The following is a 14,973-nucleotide window of genomic DNA, read 5'->3' as shown; positions in this document are numbered from 1 at the left end:
TATCACGGGGCCGGAAAAACGGCGACGGGCGCGCATTTTCGGTTGAGCCGGATGTATGCCCCGGTTGCCCCACTGTCAACGCTTGCGCCCGTTCACCTGTATGTGGACGCGCCGTCCCATGAAAGGGAAGACCATGCTGAAACCGCTTCTCGCTGCCTCGGTGCTGATGTCGGGGGTCCTGTCGGGTCTGCCCGTCTGGGCGCAGGACGCTGATACCGTTGTCGCCACCGTCAATGGCGAGACGATCACCCTTGGCCAGATGATCGCCATGCGCGACGGGTTGGACCCTCAGGCCACGCAGGGCCTGCCCGATACGGCGCTGTGGGATCTGATGCTGGACCAGATGATCCGCCAGACCGCCGTTGCCCAGGGGGCCGAGCCGCTGAGCAAGCGCGATACCGTGGCGCTTGAGATCGAAAAGCGCGCCTATCTGGCCGGTTCGGTGCTGGAAAAGGTCGCCGCTGCCGAGCCGACCGAGGCTGAGCTGAAAACCGCCTACGATCAGGCAATTGGTGCAGATGCCGGCCCGCGCATGGAATATAGCGCCGCCCATATCCTGGTGAAAACCAAGGAAGAGGCCGACGCCATCGCCAGGGAACTGGCTGAGGGCGCCGATTTCGGCAAGCTTGCCGAAGAGAAATCGACCGACACCTCGGGTCCTAACAAAGGCGATCTGGGCTGGTTCCAGCCCGAGCAGATGGTGGAGCCCTTTGCCGAAGCGGTGAAGAAGCTGGAAAAGGGTCAGGTCTCTGAGCCGGTCGAGACCCAGTTCGGCTGGCATGTTATCAAGCTGAACGACACCCGCGAGGTCACTCCGCCCGCCTTTGAAGAGGTCAAAGAACAACTTGCCGTGCAGGTCCGTCGCGACCGTGTGCAGGCCGAGATCGAAAAACGCGTGGGCGAGGCCAAGATCGAAAAGACCGAAGGCCTGACCCCCGATCTGCTGAACAAGACCGACATCCTTGGAGAGTGAGCCATGGCCAAGACCGATGACAAGAAGTCCGGCCTTTCCGATGCTGAAAAGCTGAAGACGCTAAAGAAAAAGCTGAAAAAGCTGAAATCTGCGCTGAAAGAGGCCGCAGCCGGCATCGAGGCCCGGGCAGGTGCGGCCGCAGGTGCCGCGATCGGGGCGGTGGCCAAGCCCGGGAACCCGGTCTCTCCGCTGGCGCCGGCCAGGTTTCCCGATCTGCCGGTGGTCGAGGGGGTGGAATTCGCCGCCGGTGCCGCAGGGGTCAAATACAAGGGCCGTACCGATGTCATGCTGGTCCGGCTGGCGCCGGGTACGGCTATCGCGGGCGCGTTCACCAAATCCTCGACCCGTGCGGCCTGCGTTCTGGACTGTCAGGCCAAGCTGGCGCTGAAACAGGACACGGCCAAAGGCGCGGCGATCATCGTGAACTCGGGAAATGCCAATGCCTTTACCGGCCGGCTGGGCCAGGAGGCGGTCGATACTGTCACCGGTGGCGTCGCCAAGACGCTGGGCGTGCCGCGTGAGCGGGTGTTCTCATCCTCGACCGGGGTGATCGGCGAGCCGCTGCCGGCCGAGCGCATCACCGCCGTTATCGGCGATCTGGCGGCCAGTCTGGACGTCTCGGGTGCGGCGGATGCGGCGCGTGCCATCATGACCACCGACACTTTCCCGAAAGGTGCTTCGGCGACCATTCAGGGTGAGGGCGGGCCGATCAGCATCGTTGGCATCGCCAAAGGTTCGGGCATGATTGCGCCGGATATGGCGACGATGCTGGTCTATATCTTTACCGATGCGCAGATCGCGCCGGCGATGTTGCAACGGATGCTGTCGTCGCGCCTGGATCAGACCTTTAACGCGATCACCGTGGACAGCGACACCTCGACCTCGGACGCGCTGATCCTTGCCGCGACCGGCAAGTCCAGGGCTGCGCCGATCACCGATCTGCGTTCGGCCCCGGCGCGGGCCTTTGGCAAAGCGCTGTCGCAGGTGATGCTGGATCTTGCCCAGCAGGTGGTCCGTGACGGCGAAGGTGCGACCAAATTCGTCGAAGTGCAGGTCACCGGTGCGGCCAATGATACCGACGCGCATCGCGTGGCCATGGCTATCGCCAATTCGCCGCTGGTGAAAACCGCCATCGCCGGTGAGGATGCTAACTGGGGCCGCGTGGTCATGGCCGTCGGTAAGTCCGGTGCCAAGGCTGACCGCGACCGGCTGTGCATCCGCTTTGGCGACATGGTCCTGGCCGAAAAAGGCTGGCGCGCGCCCAGCTATGACGAGGCCGCCGCCAGCGCCTATATGAAGCGCGACCACCTGATCATCGGCGTCGACCTGGGGCTGGGCAAGGGGCAGCGCACGGTCTGGACCTGCGACCTGACGCATCGCTACATTGATATCAACGCCGATTACCGCTCATGAAAATGGTGCTTGTTGCGGCCGTCGCTCTGATCGACACCGACGGTCGCGTCCTGCTGGCACAGCGCCCCGAGGGCAAGTCCCTCGCGGGCCTGTGGGAGTTTCCGGGCGGCAAGGTCGAGCCGGGTGAGACCCCCGAAGCCGCGCTGATCCGCGAACTGCACGAAGAGCTGGGGATCGAGACATGGCAATCCTGTCTTGCGCCTCTGACCTTTGCCAGCCACGCCTATGAAGATTTCCATCTGCTGATGCCGCTTTATGCCTGCCGGCGCTGGCAGGGCGTGCCAATGCCTCGTGAAGGGCAAAAACTGTCCTGGGCGCGTGCCTCGGAATTGAACAAATACCCGATGCCACCCGCTGATTTGCCGCTAATTCCCATCCTGCGTGACTGGATATGAGACATATCGGTCACGCGAGCGGGGATCATATCAACAACTTGCAGTATATTTGCACATTCCCGATTAACATTTAACGAATTTGTGACAATCCTGAAATCCTCAAGAGGAGGAGATTGGACATGATTCGCACGATCACGATCGGTAGCTGCATTTCTGTTCAAGGTGTTTTTGAGCGGCAGCAGGCGAATGGGAACATTGTCGTCCGGGTAGGCACCAAGACCTATGAGGGCAAACCCGTCTTGTCCTGAGGCAAGCGAACTATCTGGAATGCTGAAACGGGGCCCCTGTCGGGCCCCGTTTTTTTGCGCCAATGCCCGCGCAAGGGGCGGCGGATATGAAAAGGGCGGACCCGCAGGCCCGCCCTTTTGTCTCATTCTGCGCAGTATCACAGCTGACGCTGTACCTCCTCGCGCTCAAAGATCTCGATGATGTCGCCTTTGCGGATGTCGTCGTAGTTTTCAAAGGCCATACCGCATTCCTGACCGGACTGGACCTCTTTGACCTCATCCTTGAAGCGCTTGAGCGTCTTCAGCGTGCCTTCGTGGATCACCACGTTGTCGCGCAGCAGACGCACGCCGGCAGAGCGTCGCGCCACACCTTCGGTGACCAGACAGCCGGCGACGTTGCCGACGCCCGAGACGCGGAACACTTCCTTGATCTCGGCGTAACCGATGAAGGTTTCGCGCACCTCGGCCGACAGCAGACCCGAAGCCGCCGCTTTGATATCATCAACCAGATCGTAGATGATCGAGTAATAGCGGATCTCGACCCCTTTCTGGTTGGCAGCATTGCGGGCCGGGGCATTGGCGCGGACGTTGAAGCCGATGACCGGAGCGCGGCTGGCCTCGGCCAGACCGACATCCGATTCGGTGATCGCGCCGACGCCGTAATGCAGCACGCGGATGCGTACTTCGTCGTTGCCGATCTTTTCCAGCGCCTGGACGATCGCCTCGGCAGAACCCTGCACGTCGGCCTTGATGACCACGGGCAGTTCGGCGACGTTTTCATCCGCCTTGGCCTTGGCCAGCATCTGGTCAAGGGTGATCGCGGCACCGGCAGCGGCGCGTTTGTCCTTGGCTGCCTGAATACGGTAATCGGCGATCTCGCGCGCCTGGGCTTCGGTTTCGACCACGTTCAGCACGTCGCCCGCTTCGGGCGTGCCGTTCAGGCCCAGAACCTCGACCGGAACCGAGGGGCCTGCTTCGTCGATACGGTCGCCCTTGTCGTTGATCAGCGCGCGCACCTTGCCCCACTGTTCGCCGACGACAAAGATATCGCCGCGCTTCAGCGTGCCGTGCTGGACCAGAACCGTGGCAACCGGGCCCCGGCCAACATCCAGCTTGGCCTCGATGACCGCGCCCTGAGCGGGACGGTCCGGATTGGCCTTAAGCTCAAGGATCTCGGCTTGCAGCGCGATGGCTTCCAGAAGCGTTTCCAGACCTTTGCCGGTCTTGGCCGAAACCTCGACATCCTGCACGTCGCCCGACATCGCCTCGACCACGACCTCATGCTGCAAGAGGTCGGTGCGGACCTTTTGCGCGTTGGCCTCGGGCTTGTCGATCTTGTTGATCGCGACAATCATCGGCACTTTGGCGGCCTTGGCGTGGTTGATCGCCTCGACCGTCTGCGGCATCACTGCGTCATCGGCGGCAACCACCAGAACGACGATATCCGTCACCTGCGCACCACGGGCGCGCATCGAGGTGAACGCCGCGTGGCCGGGCGTGTCGAGGAAGGTCAGCGTCGCACCCGATTCGGTCTTAACCTGATAGGCGCCGATATGCTGGGTGATGCCACCGGCCTCACCCGTGACGACGCTGGTCTTGCGGATCGCATCCAGAAGCGAGGTCTTGCCGTGGTCGACGTGGCCCATGATGGTGACCACGGGGGGACGCGGCTTCAGATCCTCGGGCTGGTCCTCGACCTGATCAATCACCTGCTCGACGTCGGAATCTGAAACACGGATAGCGCGATGGCCGAATTCGTCGATCACCAGCTCGGCGGTGTCGGCGTCGATGGTCTGGTTTGCCGTGACCATCATGCCCATTTTCATCAGGACCTTGACGACGTCAGCCGCGCGTTCGGCCATGCGGTTGGCCAGTTCCGAGACCACGATGGTTTCGGGCAACTGGACATCGCGGACCTGCTTTTCGGCGCGCTGGTTGCCGCCCATGGCTTTCTGCCGGGCTTTTTCCTGCTTGCGCTTCATCGCGGCAAGGCTGCGCTGGCGGCCGCCTTCACCATCCAGTGCCTGGCTCAGCGACAGCTTGCCGGTGCGGCGGCTGTCCTCGCGGCCCTTGCCACGGCTGTCGCGGTCGTCCGCCCCGCCGCGGGGGTCGCGGTCGCGGTCGGTCTTGCGCGGGCCAGCGGCGCTGACGCCCTTGGTTTCGGCGCGGACGGCTGCGGCCTCGGCAGCGGCACGGTCGGCGGGGGCCGCCGGGCGCGGCGCTGCCTTGGGCTTGGCAAGCTCGGCCTTTTTCTTTTCACGCAGCTCGGCCTCGCGGGCACGGCGCTCATCCTCTTCGGCTTTCAGCCGCAGGGCTTCTTCACGCTCACGCTCTTCACGCTCTTTGGCCTCGGCTTCCAGCCGGCGGCGTTCGCGCTCTTCCTCGCGGGCCTTTTCCTCGGCAGCACGCTGCGCAGCCTCTTCGACCTCGCGGGCCTTGGCGGCCTTGAGAGCAGCCAGACGGCGCTCCATCTCGGCATCCGAGATCCCGGCCGGGCGCTTCGACGGGTCGCCCGACACGGCCGAGGGCGAACCTGCGCGTGCGCCGCCAGCCGCTCCGGTCTTGCCGGGTACGACCACGCGCTTGCGTTTGGTCTCGACGACCACGTTATGGGTCCGACCGTGGCTGAAGCTTTGCTTCACATGGCCCGAACGGCCGCCGCCAAGACCCAGGGGTTTCTTTCCGTCACTATCGCTCATCCGATCTTCATTCCTTCCCGGCGGGTGCACCGCCGTCATGCCCGCGCAGACCAGTCAGTCTGCTCGCGTCCCTGATCAATCTTTCGGTCAGGCCCCCCGGCGCAAGCGCGCTGTGTATGACATGATCGCGCCCAAAGGACAAACCCAATTCTGAGGCGGTCATGCAGCCGAACCACCGGCCTCCCGGCGGCGTCCACAGTTTACCCTTGCCCCGCTCGGATCCGTCGCTGGCCTGAAGCAGTACCTTGACCTTGCCCGAGGCCAGCCAGTCCTTGACCTTTTCAAATCCTGCAACCGCCAGTCCCGCCTTGCGGGCCAGCGAAAGCGTGTCGGTCACCCGCCGCGCCAGCCCCGCCTCGATCATCTCAAGAAGATCGGACGGAGCGGTGACGCGGGCTTTGGCACCGCGTGAAAACAGTCCCTTCGCCGCCGCCCTGTCCAAGGCAGCGCGATCAGCCACCACCCAGAACCCGCGTCCGGGCAGCTTTTCAGCCAGATCAGGCACGACCTCGCCATCGGGGTCCGCGACAAAGCGGATCAGACCCGCCTTAGGCTGGGTCTCGCCCGTGACGATGCAGCGCCGTTCGGGCGTCTCGCGGTCCTTGATACGGCCCCCGCGCGTCATCTATCTCCCGGGGCGTTACACCCCGGCCTCCTGTCCGTCGGCTTCATCGGCTTCTGCCGATTCCAGCTCGGTCGGGTCAACCCAGCCCAGCATGACACGGGCGGTCATGACGAGGTTCTGGGCCTCTTCAAGGCTGATATCGAAGGGCTCAAGGATGCCATCATCCTTGACGCGCTGACCGTTCTGCGTGGTCCAGCCGCCCGCCAGTTCCCAGTCGGCGCAGGTGGCAAAATCTTCAAGCGTCTTGACGCCTTCCTTGGCCAGCGCCTCGACCATCTGCGGGGTCAGGCCCCCGAATTCGATCAGGCTGTCCTCGACGCCAAGGGCGCGGGCATTCTCAAGCGCGGCCTTGTTCGCGGCCTCCAGATGCTCGCGGGCGCGGGTCTGCAGCTCCTCAGCGGTCGCTTCGTCCACGCCTTCGATCGCCAGCAGCTCGTCCACATCGACATAGGCCACCTCTTCGAGATCGGTGAAGCCTTCGGCAACCAGAAGCTGGGCAAAGAATTCGTCCAGATCCAGCGTGTCCATGAACAGCTTGGTGCGGGCGTTGAATTCGGCCTGCCGGCGCTTGGACTCTTCTTCCTCGGTGAGGATGTCGATGTCGAGCCCGGTCAGCTGGCTTGCCAGCCGCACGTTCTGGCCGCGGCGACCGATAGCCAGCGAAAGCTGCTCGTCGGGGACCACCACCTCGATTCGGGTCGCATCCTCGTCAAAGACGACCTTGGCGACCTCGGCCGGTTGCAGGGCGTTCACAAGAAAGGTCGCCTGATCGTCGGACCACGGGATGATGTCGATCTTTTCGCCCTGCAGCTCGCCCACCACGGCCTGAACGCGGCTGCCGCGCATGCCGACGCAGGCGCCGACCGGGTCGATCGAGTTGTCATAGCTGATCACGGCGATCTTGGCGCGCGAGCCGGGGTCACGGGCCACGGCCTTGATCTCGATGACGCCGTCATAGATTTCCGGCACTTCCATCTTGAACAGTTCGGCCATGAACTGCGGGTCGGTGCGCGACAGGAAGATCTGCGGACCGCGGGCCTCGCGGCGCACGTCCTTGACATAGGCGCGGATGCGGTCGTTCGGGCGATAGCTTTCGCGGCCGATCTTTTCGTTGCGGCGCAGGATCGCTTCGCCACGGCCGACATCGACGATGATGTTGCCGTATTCCTCGCGTTTGACGACACCGTTGATGATGGTGCCGATGCGGTCCTTGAATTCCTCGTACTGGCGGTCACGCTCGGCCTCACGGACCTTTTGCAGGATCACCTGCTTGGCCGATTGCGCGGCGATGCGGCCCAGCTCGACCGGAGGAACGCGTTCCTCGAACACATCGCCGGGCTGAGGCCTGCCTGAGAAATCCTCAAGCTTCTGGCCCTCGCGCAGCCAGCCCGACTGGCCGTCCCTGGAGGGTTCGAAATAGGGCAGGGCCTGCGCGGCGGTGAACTGGGCCTGATAGTTCTCGACCGCGTCATCCTCGACCACGGTGCGGGCGCGGGTGAAGGTGGCGTTGCCGGTCTTGCGGTCGATATGGACGCGGATGTCCATTTCCGAGCCGTAGCGCGACTTGGCGGCACGGGCGAGGCTGTCCTCCATCGCCTCGATCACCAGATCGGGGTCGATCATCTTTTCCCGCGCAACGGCCTCGGCAGTTTGCAGCAGTTCAAGCTGGTTGGCAGAGGTGATGGCCATTCCTCACTCCTTCGCGGCGGCGTTGTCTTCGCCGGCTTCCGTTTCGATCTCGTCAAAGGCGGATTCGTCCAGATTGTCGATCTGTACGCCCGCGTCCTTTTTCTGCCGTAGCATTTCGGCAATCAGTTCGTCGGTCAGGACCAGCTTTGCATCTGAAAGCCAGTCGAAATTCAGCCCGATGGTGTGGGTCTCATCACCTTCGGAGATATTAAGCAGCACCTCGTCACCCTCGACGCCCGCGAGCACGCCCTTGAAGCGCTTGCGCCCGTCGATGGGCTGGTTGGTTTCCAACCTTGCCTCATAACCTTCAAAGGTGGCGAAATCTTTAACCCGGGTCAGAGGGCGGTCGATGCCGGGGCTTGAAACCTCAAGATGATAAGCGTCCTCAAGCGGATCCTCGACATCCAGCACCGCGCTGACCGCGGTCGAAATATCGGCGCAGTCGTCGACGTTGATGCCGCCTTCCGGCCGGTCGGCCATGATCTGCAAGGTGGCGGTCTTACCGCCTTGCAGGCGGATGCGCACCAGTTCGAAACCCAGATCCTCGATGACCGGGGCGATGATCTCGGCCAGACGCCGGTCGATGGCGGTCTTGGCGATGAGGTCGGTCATTCAGTTTCCCCAAATACAAAAAACGGGCCGTGGCGGCCCGTGCGTCTTACCGGTGGGCAGGGTGTGGACGCCTGCGCCGCTGTTGAGCCGCATATAGGCCGCCCGGCACCAAATTGCAAGGGAAACCGCCGCAGGGACGGGAAACCCCGCAAAGGGCGTGTCAGCTCTGGCGCGTTCCATCGCGCAACCCGTCCATGACCCGCACCAGTTCAGCGGCGATTCGCGGCTCGCTCAGCGCATGGCCCGAGGCCGGTACCAGCCGCAATTCGGCCTTGTCCCAGCCCTCGGCCAGCTCCCACGCGGTGCTGGGGGGGCAGACCATGTCATAGCGTCCCTGCACGATCACGGCGGGGATATGTTCAATCCGGTGGCGGTTATGCAAAAGCTGCCCCTCTTCGAGAAAGCAGCCATTTGCGAAATAGTGATTCTCGAGCCGGGCAAAGGTGCGGGCGTAATCGGGGGGAGCATGGCCGGCGCCGATGATTTCAAGCCCTGCCAGAGTATTTTCCCAGACCAGCCAGGGCATGGCAAAGCGCGTTTCCTGCCCCCGGTCGCCGCTGAACAACCGCCGGTGATAGGCGGCGATCATGTCGCCCCGCTCGGCTTCGGGGATCGGGGCCTGAAACTCGGCCCAACGGTCGGGGAAAAAGCGCGCGGCACCGCCACCGTAGAACCAGTTCAGTTCGGACCGGCGGCCAAGGAAAACGCCGCGCAGCACCATGGCCCCGACCCGGTCGGGATGGGCTTCGGCATAGGCGACGGCCAGCGTTGCGCCCCAACTGCCGCCGAACAGGGTTGCCCGTTCGATCCCAAGGGTGCTGCGGATGATCTCGATATCGGCGATCAGGTGCCGGGTCGTGTTGGCCTCGACCGAGGCATGGGGTTGCGAGCGTCCGCAGCCGCGCTGGTCAAACAGCACGACCCGGTAATACGACGGATCAAAGAAGCGCCGCATATACGGGCTGCACCCTCCGCCCGGCCCGCCATGCAGGACGATCACCGGCACCCCGTCGGGATTACCGCTTTGTTCGACATGCAGCTGATGTCCGTCGCCAACATCCAGCACACGGCGGTCGAAGGGTTCGACCATCGCGTGCAGTCTGCCATGCGACGACATGCCGCCGATTTGCCCTGCCAATCTGTCCATGGCACCACTATATAGCGCCTCGCACGCGCCCGCCACATCAAGGACGGCCAGATGACCGAAAGACCAGATACCGCCGCCCCAAGCAGCATCGACCCCGCCGAGGTCGCCAAGTTTCAGGCCATGGCGCGGGAATGGTGGGACCCTCAGGGCAAGTTCAAGCCGTTGCATATGCTGAACCCGACCCGGCTGGAATATGTCACGACGCAAATCGCCGCCCAATTCGGCCGTGACCTGACCGGGGCCATGCCTTTTCGCGATCTGGCGATTCTTGACATCGGCTGCGGCGGCGGGCTGATGGCCGAACCTATGGCGCGGCTAGGGGCCTTGGTGACGGGGGCCGACGCGGCCGAGGGCAACATCGCCATTGCAAGCCTTCATGCCGAAGAGCAGGGGCTGCCTATCGACTATCGCGCCACCACCGCCGAGGCGCTGGCTGCCGAAGGGCTGCGTTTTGACGTGGTGATGGCGCTGGAGATCGTCGAGCATGTCGCCGACCCGGCCCAGTTCATCGCCACCTGTCGCGATCTGGTGGCGCCGGGCGGGATGCTGATCGTCTCAACCCTGAACCGCACGGCGCGCAGCTTTGCCGCCGCAATCGTCGGGGCCGAGTGGATCATGCGCTGGCTGCCCAAGGGCACGCATGACTGGCGGCGTTTTATCACCCCCGGTGAACTTGCGCAGATGACCGAGATCACAGGCCTTAGCGTTGTTGATCGCTGCGGGATGGTCTTTAACCCTCTGGGCTGGAGCTGGTCGCTGTCGCATCGCGACCTGTCGGTGAACTATGTCCTGACCGCTCTGCGCGAAGGGTGACGGGGCAAAGCGGGTCAGCGCCCTGCCGGTCCGCGATGTTCCTGTCCCAAGGTTTCCTCCAGCTGTTTGCGCAGCATGCGCAGCACCGGCAGCGCCGCACGCACCCGGTCGGCACCCACATCGCGCACCACATCGGCAATGCGCGGCATAAAGGCAGCCAGTGCCGCGTCCCGCGCCGCACGACCCGCCGGGCTGATGGCGATCAGCTTGCGCCGCGCATCGTCCCAATCGGGGCGAATATGAATATGCCCGGCCCATTCCAGCCGTGACAATGTGTTGGTCATGGCGCCGCGCGTGACGTGAAAGGCTTCGGCCAGTTCGGCAGGCGTGCGCTCGACATTCAGATGGGCCAGCAGATTCAGCACCGAGAAATGCGAAATCTGCATGCCCTTGGGCAGTGCCTTGCCAATCAGATCGCGCGCCAGCTGGTCGGCGATAAACACTTCGGAAAACAGGCTGGCGGCCAGGGCCTCGGCCGAGCCGTCGGCATGCCCTTGCGGGCTGTCTTGGGTCTTATGGATCATGGGCCCGTGAAATTCCGGTCATGCGTCAGTGATGGGATGCGAGACCGTGCATCGACAACCGCCGCCGGGTCAAGCGTCACGAGAGTCACCCCCGGTTCGGTCCCGCCATCGGCGAGGACCTCGCCCCACGGGCTGACCGCCAGCGAATGGCCATAACTGCGACGGGTTGGGCGGTCCGGTTCGGCATGGGTGGCATGGGTGCCGCATTGCGCCGGTGCCAACACAAAGCTGCCTGTTTCAATGGCGCGTGCGCGCAAGAGCACCTCCCAATGCGCGGCACCGGTCGTGTCGTTGAAGGCCGCCGGAACTGTCAGGACCGTCGCCCCCGCCTTGGCGAGCGCGCGGTAAAGGTAGGGAAAGCGCAGATCGTAACAAACCGTCATGCCGACCGGCAAAGGACCCTCTGCCAGAACTGCGCGATCTCCGGGCCGGAAAGCTGCGGATTCGCGGTAGGATTCGCGTTCTGAAACGGTCACATCGAACATGTGCAGCTTGTCATAACGGGCGCGGATGCTGCCGTCCGGTGCGATCAGAAAGCTGCGATTGGCAAAGCGGGTCTCGCCCGGCTCACCGGTCCTAAGTGACAGAGAACCGATCAACAGCCAGATGCGCAGATCCCGCGCCTCATGACGCAGGGCGGCCAGTGTTTGGTCCTCAGCCTCGGGGCGCAGAATCATCTCTTGCCGCTCGCGACTCGCGCCAAGCAGGTTCGTCGCCTCGGGCGTCAGGACCCAGGTCGCGCCTTGTCGCGCGGCCTCGCGGATCAGGGTCCGCGTTTCGGGAAGGTTGCGCTCGGGATCGTCCGAGACGTTCAGCTGTACGAGCCCGGCAGTGACGCCTTTGCTCATGCGGTCAGGCCCAGCAGCCCGTCCAGCCGGCCCTGACGGTCAAGCGCATGCAGGTCGTCCGAACCGCCGATATGCTGACCGTCGATAAAGATCTGCGGCACCGTCCGGCGACCCGTGGCGCGCTGGGTCATGGCCTCGCGCAGTTTGGGATCGCGGCTTACATCGGTCTCTTCATAGGCGATGCCCTTGCGTTGCAGCAGCGACTTTGCTGCGTGGCAATAAGGGCAGGTGGGCGTGGTATAGATTTCGACCTTGGCCATGGATGCATCCCGATGTTCATTGTCCGGCCCCCTATCTAGGCATCCTTGACCGCCCGCGCCAGCACCAGGATGGAAAGAGGTCCCGCCCCCGCTGCGTTAAGTGCTGTCGCAGCAGCACAAAGCGTCGCACCCGAGGCCATTACGTCATCAACAAGCAGCACCGGCCGCCCCTGCAATCGTTGCGCCATCCGCGTGGGCGCAGTGATGGCGTCCTTTTGGTTGGCATAACGGTCGGTGACGCTGCGATGATCCTGCATCGGCGTATGACGCAGCCGCCGCAACGCGCCGGGCAGAAAGTCCAGCCCATAGGCCCGGGCGACGGGCCGGGCCAGTATCTCGGCCTGATTGTATTTGCGCCTGAGCAGCCTGCGCAGCGGCACCGGAACCGGCACCACCACCATTCCCGGCTGCACCAGCGGTTCCGCCGTCCGTGCAAGCCACCCCCCAAGTGCCGGTGCCAGATCCAGCCGGTCGCCATGTTTCAGCATCAAGGCCAGCTTGCGCCCGGTACCGCGATAGACCAGTGCCGCCCGTCCGCTCTGCCATGGGCGCGGGGTGATCAGACATTCGTCGCAAGACAGCAGATCGCCAGCCTCTGTGTCCGCATCGCCAGAGTCGGGCAGGGGTGCTCCGCAGCATGTGCAGCAAGTGCCGTGAATGAAATCAGCTTCGCGCCAGCAGAGCGCACATAGCCCGCCTTCTTCGGTAACAGGAGTACCGCAGCTAAGGCATTGCGGTGGGAAAACCAGCCGCAATGCGCCTTTCATCAGGCGGCGAAGCCCCCTATGTTGCACCCCCATGATGCCTGATCGCCCCCCTTCTGTTCCCAGTCTGACCGACCGCCCGGCACTTATGCGGAACCGAATCCGCGCCCTGCGCCAGGGGCCGGCCGACTTCCTGCACCGAATCGTCGCCGACGAGATTCAGGATAGGCTTGCAGAGGTTAACAGACGGTTTAACGACATCGCTGTCGTTACCGGCTGGCCGGATTTTTGGCGGGCCGTTCTGCCCGGGGCGCGTATTGTCAGCGACGATCCCGTTCTTGATCTGCCCGAAGGTGCGCATGATCTCGTCATCCATGCCATGGCGCTGCACTGGGCCGAGGACCCCGTGGGTCAGATCGCGCAATGCGCCCGTGCCCTGCACCCGGACGGGCTGTTTATCGCTACCTGTCCGGGGGGACGCACACTGCACGAACTACGCGATTCGCTGACCCGGGCCGAGGTCGAGGTCGCAGGGGGCCTGTCGCCGCGCGTGCTGCCCATGGGCGAGATCCGCGATCTGGGCGCGCTTTTACCACGTGCCGGGCTTGCCCTGCCGGTGGCTGACCAGATCGCGCAGACGGTAAGCTACCGCAATCTGTTTCACTTGGCCCGCGACCTGCGCGCCATGGGCGAAGGCAATGCCCTGGCGCAGCGGTTGCGGCGCCCGACGCGACGAGATGTCCTGTTGCGGGCCGCCGCGCTTTATGCCGAAAACCATCCCGACCCACAGGATGGAACGCGCATCCGGGCAACCTTTGATCTGGTCTTTCTGACCGGATGGGCGCCCGACGCCAGCCAGCCAAAACCGCTTCGTCCCGGCTCGGCCAAAATGCCGCTGGCCGAAGCCCTTGCCCGCGTGAGAAAGCCCGAATGATCCCTGCCGAGCACGCCCCCGCCAGCCACCCGCAGCTTCCTTCCCGCAAGATCGGCGTGCTGATCGCCAATCTGGGCACCCCCGATTCGCCTGATTACTGGTCGATGCGGCGCTATCTGAACGAGTTCCTTTCGGACAGGCGGGTGATCGATTATCCGGCGTGGAAATGGCAGCCGCTTTTGCAGGCCATCATCCTGACCAAGCGGCCTTTCAGCTCTGGCGCGAATTACCGTCAGATCTGGAATTACGAAAAGAACGAAAGCCCGCTGATGACCATCACCAAAGATCAGGTCGAGGCGCTGCGCCAGCGGACAACGGCTCTGTGGGGCGACCGGGTGATGGTTGATTTTTGCATGCGCTATGGCAACCCTTCGACCTTTGATGTGGTGGATCGGATGGTCAAGGCAGGGTGCGACCGCATCCTGTTTTTCCCCCTTTACCCGCAATATGCCGGTGCGACGACCGCAACCGCGAACGACCAGTTCTTTCGCGCACTTATGCAGCAGAAGTGGCAGCCCGCTGCGCGGACCGTGCCGGCCTATTTCGACCGTCCCGACTATATCGCGGCGCTGGCCGCGTCGGTCGAGCGGACGCTGGGCGGGACCCGGCCCGGCAAGCTGGTCGCCAGCTATCACGGTATGCCGCGGCGCTATCTGCTTGAAGGCGATCCCTATCATTGCCAGTGCCAAAAGACGACGCGTCTGCTGCGTGAACATCTGGGCTGGCCCGAGGACGCCATCGACACGACCTTCCAATCGGTCTTTGGCCGCGAGGAATGGCTGCGGCCCTATACGGTCGAGCATGTGGCCGAGCTGGCAAAGCAGGGGATTACCAGGATTGCGGTGATCTCTCCGGCCTTTTCTGCCGATTGCATCGAAACACTTGAGGAAATTCAGGGCGAGATCCGCGAAGCCTTCATCCATGCCGGGGGCGAGGAGTTCACTTATATTCCCTGCCTCAACGCCGAGCCTGACCATATCGAGGTGCTGACCACGGTGATCGGGGAAAACCTCGCGGGCTGGGTTTGACAGGGGCTGGCACCAGACGCGGTCCTGTGCGCCGCAGCGTATGAATATGCACGAAAAAGGGGCCGAAAGGCCCCTTTTGCAT

16 protein-coding genes are annotated in these 14,973 nt (G+C 63.7%); 7 read left to right on the top strand and 9 right to left on the bottom strand.

Going from position 1 to position 14,973, the window contains the following annotated elements; all coding sequences use genetic code 11:
* The first annotated feature begins 133 nt into the window (after nt 1-133).
* The 4 genes from F8A10_RS09855 to F8A10_RS21680 all read left to right on the top strand — a co-directional run bounded on the left by F8A10_RS09855 (nt 134) and on the right by F8A10_RS21680 (nt 3,029).
* Nucleotides 134-973 carry a peptidylprolyl isomerase gene (locus F8A10_RS09855; protein ID WP_010393522.1) on the top strand — a complete coding sequence of 280 codons (840 nt, stop codon included), beginning with the start codon at nt 134-136 and terminating at the stop codon, nt 971-973.
* A 3-nt stretch (nt 974-976) separates the two neighbouring features.
* On the top strand, nt 977-2,386 hold the full coding sequence (argJ, locus tag F8A10_RS09850) for a bifunctional glutamate N-acetyltransferase/amino-acid acetyltransferase ArgJ (protein WP_152367210.1): 1,410 nt from the start codon (nt 977-979) through the stop codon (nt 2,384-2,386).
* Nucleotides 2,383-2,781: an 8-oxo-dGTP diphosphatase MutT gene (gene mutT, locus F8A10_RS09845; RefSeq protein ID WP_010393526.1), complete on the top strand. Its 399-nt coding sequence runs from the start codon at nt 2,383-2,385 to the stop codon at nt 2,779-2,781. Before argJ ends, mutT begins: the two co-directional genes overlap by 4 nt.
* 119 nt (nt 2,782-2,900) lie before the next feature.
* The gene (locus tag F8A10_RS21680; protein WP_010393528.1) at nt 2,901-3,029 is read left to right on the top strand and encodes a hypothetical protein; all 129 of its coding nucleotides are present in this window, start codon (nt 2,901-2,903) and stop codon (nt 3,027-3,029) included.
* A 137-nt stretch (nt 3,030-3,166) separates the two neighbouring features.
* Here F8A10_RS21680 and infB read toward each other — a convergent pair whose 3' ends face one another.
* The 5 genes from infB to pip form a co-directional block, all read right to left on the bottom strand.
* Nucleotides 3,167-5,707, bottom strand: a complete 2,541-nt coding sequence (gene infB, locus F8A10_RS09840) for a translation initiation factor IF-2 (protein WP_010393530.1) — start codon at nt 5,705-5,707, stop codon at nt 3,167-3,169.
* A 7-nt stretch (nt 5,708-5,714) separates the two neighbouring features.
* Nucleotides 5,715-6,332, bottom strand: a complete 618-nt coding sequence (locus tag F8A10_RS09835; RefSeq protein ID WP_010393531.1) for an RNA-binding protein — start codon at nt 6,330-6,332, stop codon at nt 5,715-5,717.
* A 15-nt stretch (nt 6,333-6,347) separates the two neighbouring features.
* On the bottom strand, nt 6,348-8,021 hold the full coding sequence (nusA, locus tag F8A10_RS09830; protein WP_010393534.1) for a transcription termination factor NusA: 1,674 nt from the start codon (nt 8,019-8,021) through the stop codon (nt 6,348-6,350).
* Nucleotides 8,022-8,024: 3 nt separating this feature from the next.
* The gene (gene rimP / locus F8A10_RS09825) at nt 8,025-8,633 is read right to left on the bottom strand and encodes a ribosome maturation factor RimP (protein ID WP_010393537.1); all 609 of its coding nucleotides are present in this window, start codon (nt 8,631-8,633) and stop codon (nt 8,025-8,027) included.
* A 160-nt stretch (nt 8,634-8,793) separates the two neighbouring features.
* Nucleotides 8,794-9,780: a prolyl aminopeptidase gene (gene pip, locus F8A10_RS09820; RefSeq protein ID WP_029371505.1), complete on the bottom strand. Its 987-nt coding sequence runs from the start codon at nt 9,778-9,780 to the stop codon at nt 8,794-8,796.
* A 51-nt stretch (nt 9,781-9,831) separates the two neighbouring features.
* On the opposite strand from pip, the gene ubiG reads away from it, so the two are divergent.
* Complete coding sequence (ubiG, locus tag F8A10_RS09815) at nt 9,832-10,593, top strand: bifunctional 2-polyprenyl-6-hydroxyphenol methylase/3-demethylubiquinol 3-O-methyltransferase UbiG (RefSeq protein ID WP_010393540.1); 762 nt, start codon at nt 9,832-9,834, stop codon at nt 10,591-10,593.
* Nucleotides 10,594-10,607: 14 nt separating this feature from the next.
* Here ubiG and F8A10_RS09810 read toward each other — a convergent pair whose 3' ends face one another.
* From F8A10_RS09810 to F8A10_RS09795, 4 genes are read right to left on the bottom strand one after another with little or no spacing between them, the layout of a single operon-like run.
* Nucleotides 10,608-11,117, bottom strand: coding sequence for a MarR family winged helix-turn-helix transcriptional regulator (locus F8A10_RS09810; protein ID WP_010393541.1), 510 nt, complete (start codon nt 11,115-11,117; stop codon nt 10,608-10,610).
* Nucleotides 11,114-11,965 carry a carbon-nitrogen hydrolase family protein gene (locus F8A10_RS09805; protein ID WP_010393542.1) on the bottom strand — a complete coding sequence of 284 codons (852 nt, stop codon included), beginning with the start codon at nt 11,963-11,965 and terminating at the stop codon, nt 11,114-11,116. The genes F8A10_RS09810 and F8A10_RS09805 overlap by 4 nt, the downstream gene beginning before the upstream one ends.
* Nucleotides 11,962-12,225, bottom strand: a complete 264-nt coding sequence (gene grxC / locus F8A10_RS09800; RefSeq protein WP_152367209.1) for a glutaredoxin 3 — start codon at nt 12,223-12,225, stop codon at nt 11,962-11,964. The genes F8A10_RS09805 and grxC overlap by 4 nt, the downstream gene beginning before the upstream one ends.
* A gap of 35 nt (nt 12,226-12,260) precedes the next feature.
* Complete coding sequence (locus F8A10_RS09795; protein WP_152367208.1) at nt 12,261-12,992, bottom strand: double zinc ribbon domain-containing protein; 732 nt, start codon at nt 12,990-12,992, stop codon at nt 12,261-12,263.
* A 31-nt stretch (nt 12,993-13,023) separates the two neighbouring features.
* Between F8A10_RS09795 and F8A10_RS09790 the strand changes: the two genes are divergently transcribed.
* Together F8A10_RS09790 and hemH are read left to right on the top strand one after the other, a co-directional pair.
* The gene (locus tag F8A10_RS09790; RefSeq protein WP_010393545.1) at nt 13,024-13,863 is read left to right on the top strand and encodes a methyltransferase domain-containing protein; all 840 of its coding nucleotides are present in this window, start codon (nt 13,024-13,026) and stop codon (nt 13,861-13,863) included.
* On the top strand, nt 13,860-14,891 hold the full coding sequence (gene hemH, locus F8A10_RS09785; protein WP_152367207.1) for a ferrochelatase: 1,032 nt from the start codon (nt 13,860-13,862) through the stop codon (nt 14,889-14,891). Before F8A10_RS09790 ends, hemH begins: the two co-directional genes overlap by 4 nt.
* Nucleotides 14,892-14,973: the final 82 nt, after the last annotated feature.

This window comes from Paracoccus kondratievae (assembly GCF_009301415.1).
Classification (GTDB): Bacteria; Pseudomonadota; Alphaproteobacteria; order Rhodobacterales; family Rhodobacteraceae; genus Paracoccus; species Paracoccus kondratievae.
The sequence above is the reverse complement of the archived record's forward strand: the minus strand, read 5'-3'. Positions and strand labels throughout refer to the sequence as shown.

Coding starts and splice junctions, on each gene's coding strand:
- pip (WP_029371505.1), bottom strand. CDS start 9,780: ATGGACAGATTGGCAGGGCAAATCGGCGGCATGTCGTCGCATGGCAGA.
- F8A10_RS09835 (WP_010393531.1), bottom strand. CDS start 6,332: ATGACGCGCGGGGGCCGTATCAAGGACCGCGAGACGCCCGAACGGCGC.
- hemH (WP_152367207.1), top strand. CDS start 13,860: ATGATCCCTGCCGAGCACGCCCCCGCCAGCCACCCGCAGCTTCCTTCC.
- nusA (WP_010393534.1), bottom strand. CDS start 8,021: ATGGCCATCACCTCTGCCAACCAGCTTGAACTGCTGCAAACTGCCGAG.
- F8A10_RS09795 (WP_152367208.1), bottom strand. CDS start 12,992: ATGAAAGGCGCATTGCGGCTGGTTTTCCCACCGCAATGCCTTAGCTGC.
- F8A10_RS09805 (WP_010393542.1), bottom strand. CDS start 11,965: ATGAGCAAAGGCGTCACTGCCGGGCTCGTACAGCTGAACGTCTCGGAC.
- ubiG (WP_010393540.1), top strand. CDS start 9,832: ATGACCGAAAGACCAGATACCGCCGCCCCAAGCAGCATCGACCCCGCC.
- F8A10_RS21680 (WP_010393528.1), top strand. CDS start 2,901: ATGATTCGCACGATCACGATCGGTAGCTGCATTTCTGTTCAAGGTGTT.
- F8A10_RS09790 (WP_010393545.1), top strand. CDS start 13,024: ATGATGCCTGATCGCCCCCCTTCTGTTCCCAGTCTGACCGACCGCCCG.
- argJ (WP_152367210.1), top strand. CDS start 977: ATGGCCAAGACCGATGACAAGAAGTCCGGCCTTTCCGATGCTGAAAAG.
- F8A10_RS09855 (WP_010393522.1), top strand. CDS start 134: ATGCTGAAACCGCTTCTCGCTGCCTCGGTGCTGATGTCGGGGGTCCTG.
- grxC (WP_152367209.1), bottom strand. CDS start 12,225: ATGGCCAAGGTCGAAATCTATACCACGCCCACCTGCCCTTATTGCCAC.
- rimP (WP_010393537.1), bottom strand. CDS start 8,633: ATGACCGACCTCATCGCCAAGACCGCCATCGACCGGCGTCTGGCCGAG.
- mutT (WP_010393526.1), top strand. CDS start 2,383: ATGAAAATGGTGCTTGTTGCGGCCGTCGCTCTGATCGACACCGACGGT.
- infB (WP_010393530.1), bottom strand. CDS start 5,707: ATGAGCGATAGTGACGGAAAGAAACCCCTGGGTCTTGGCGGCGGCCGT.
- F8A10_RS09810 (WP_010393541.1), bottom strand. CDS start 11,117: ATGATCCATAAGACCCAAGACAGCCCGCAAGGGCATGCCGACGGCTCG.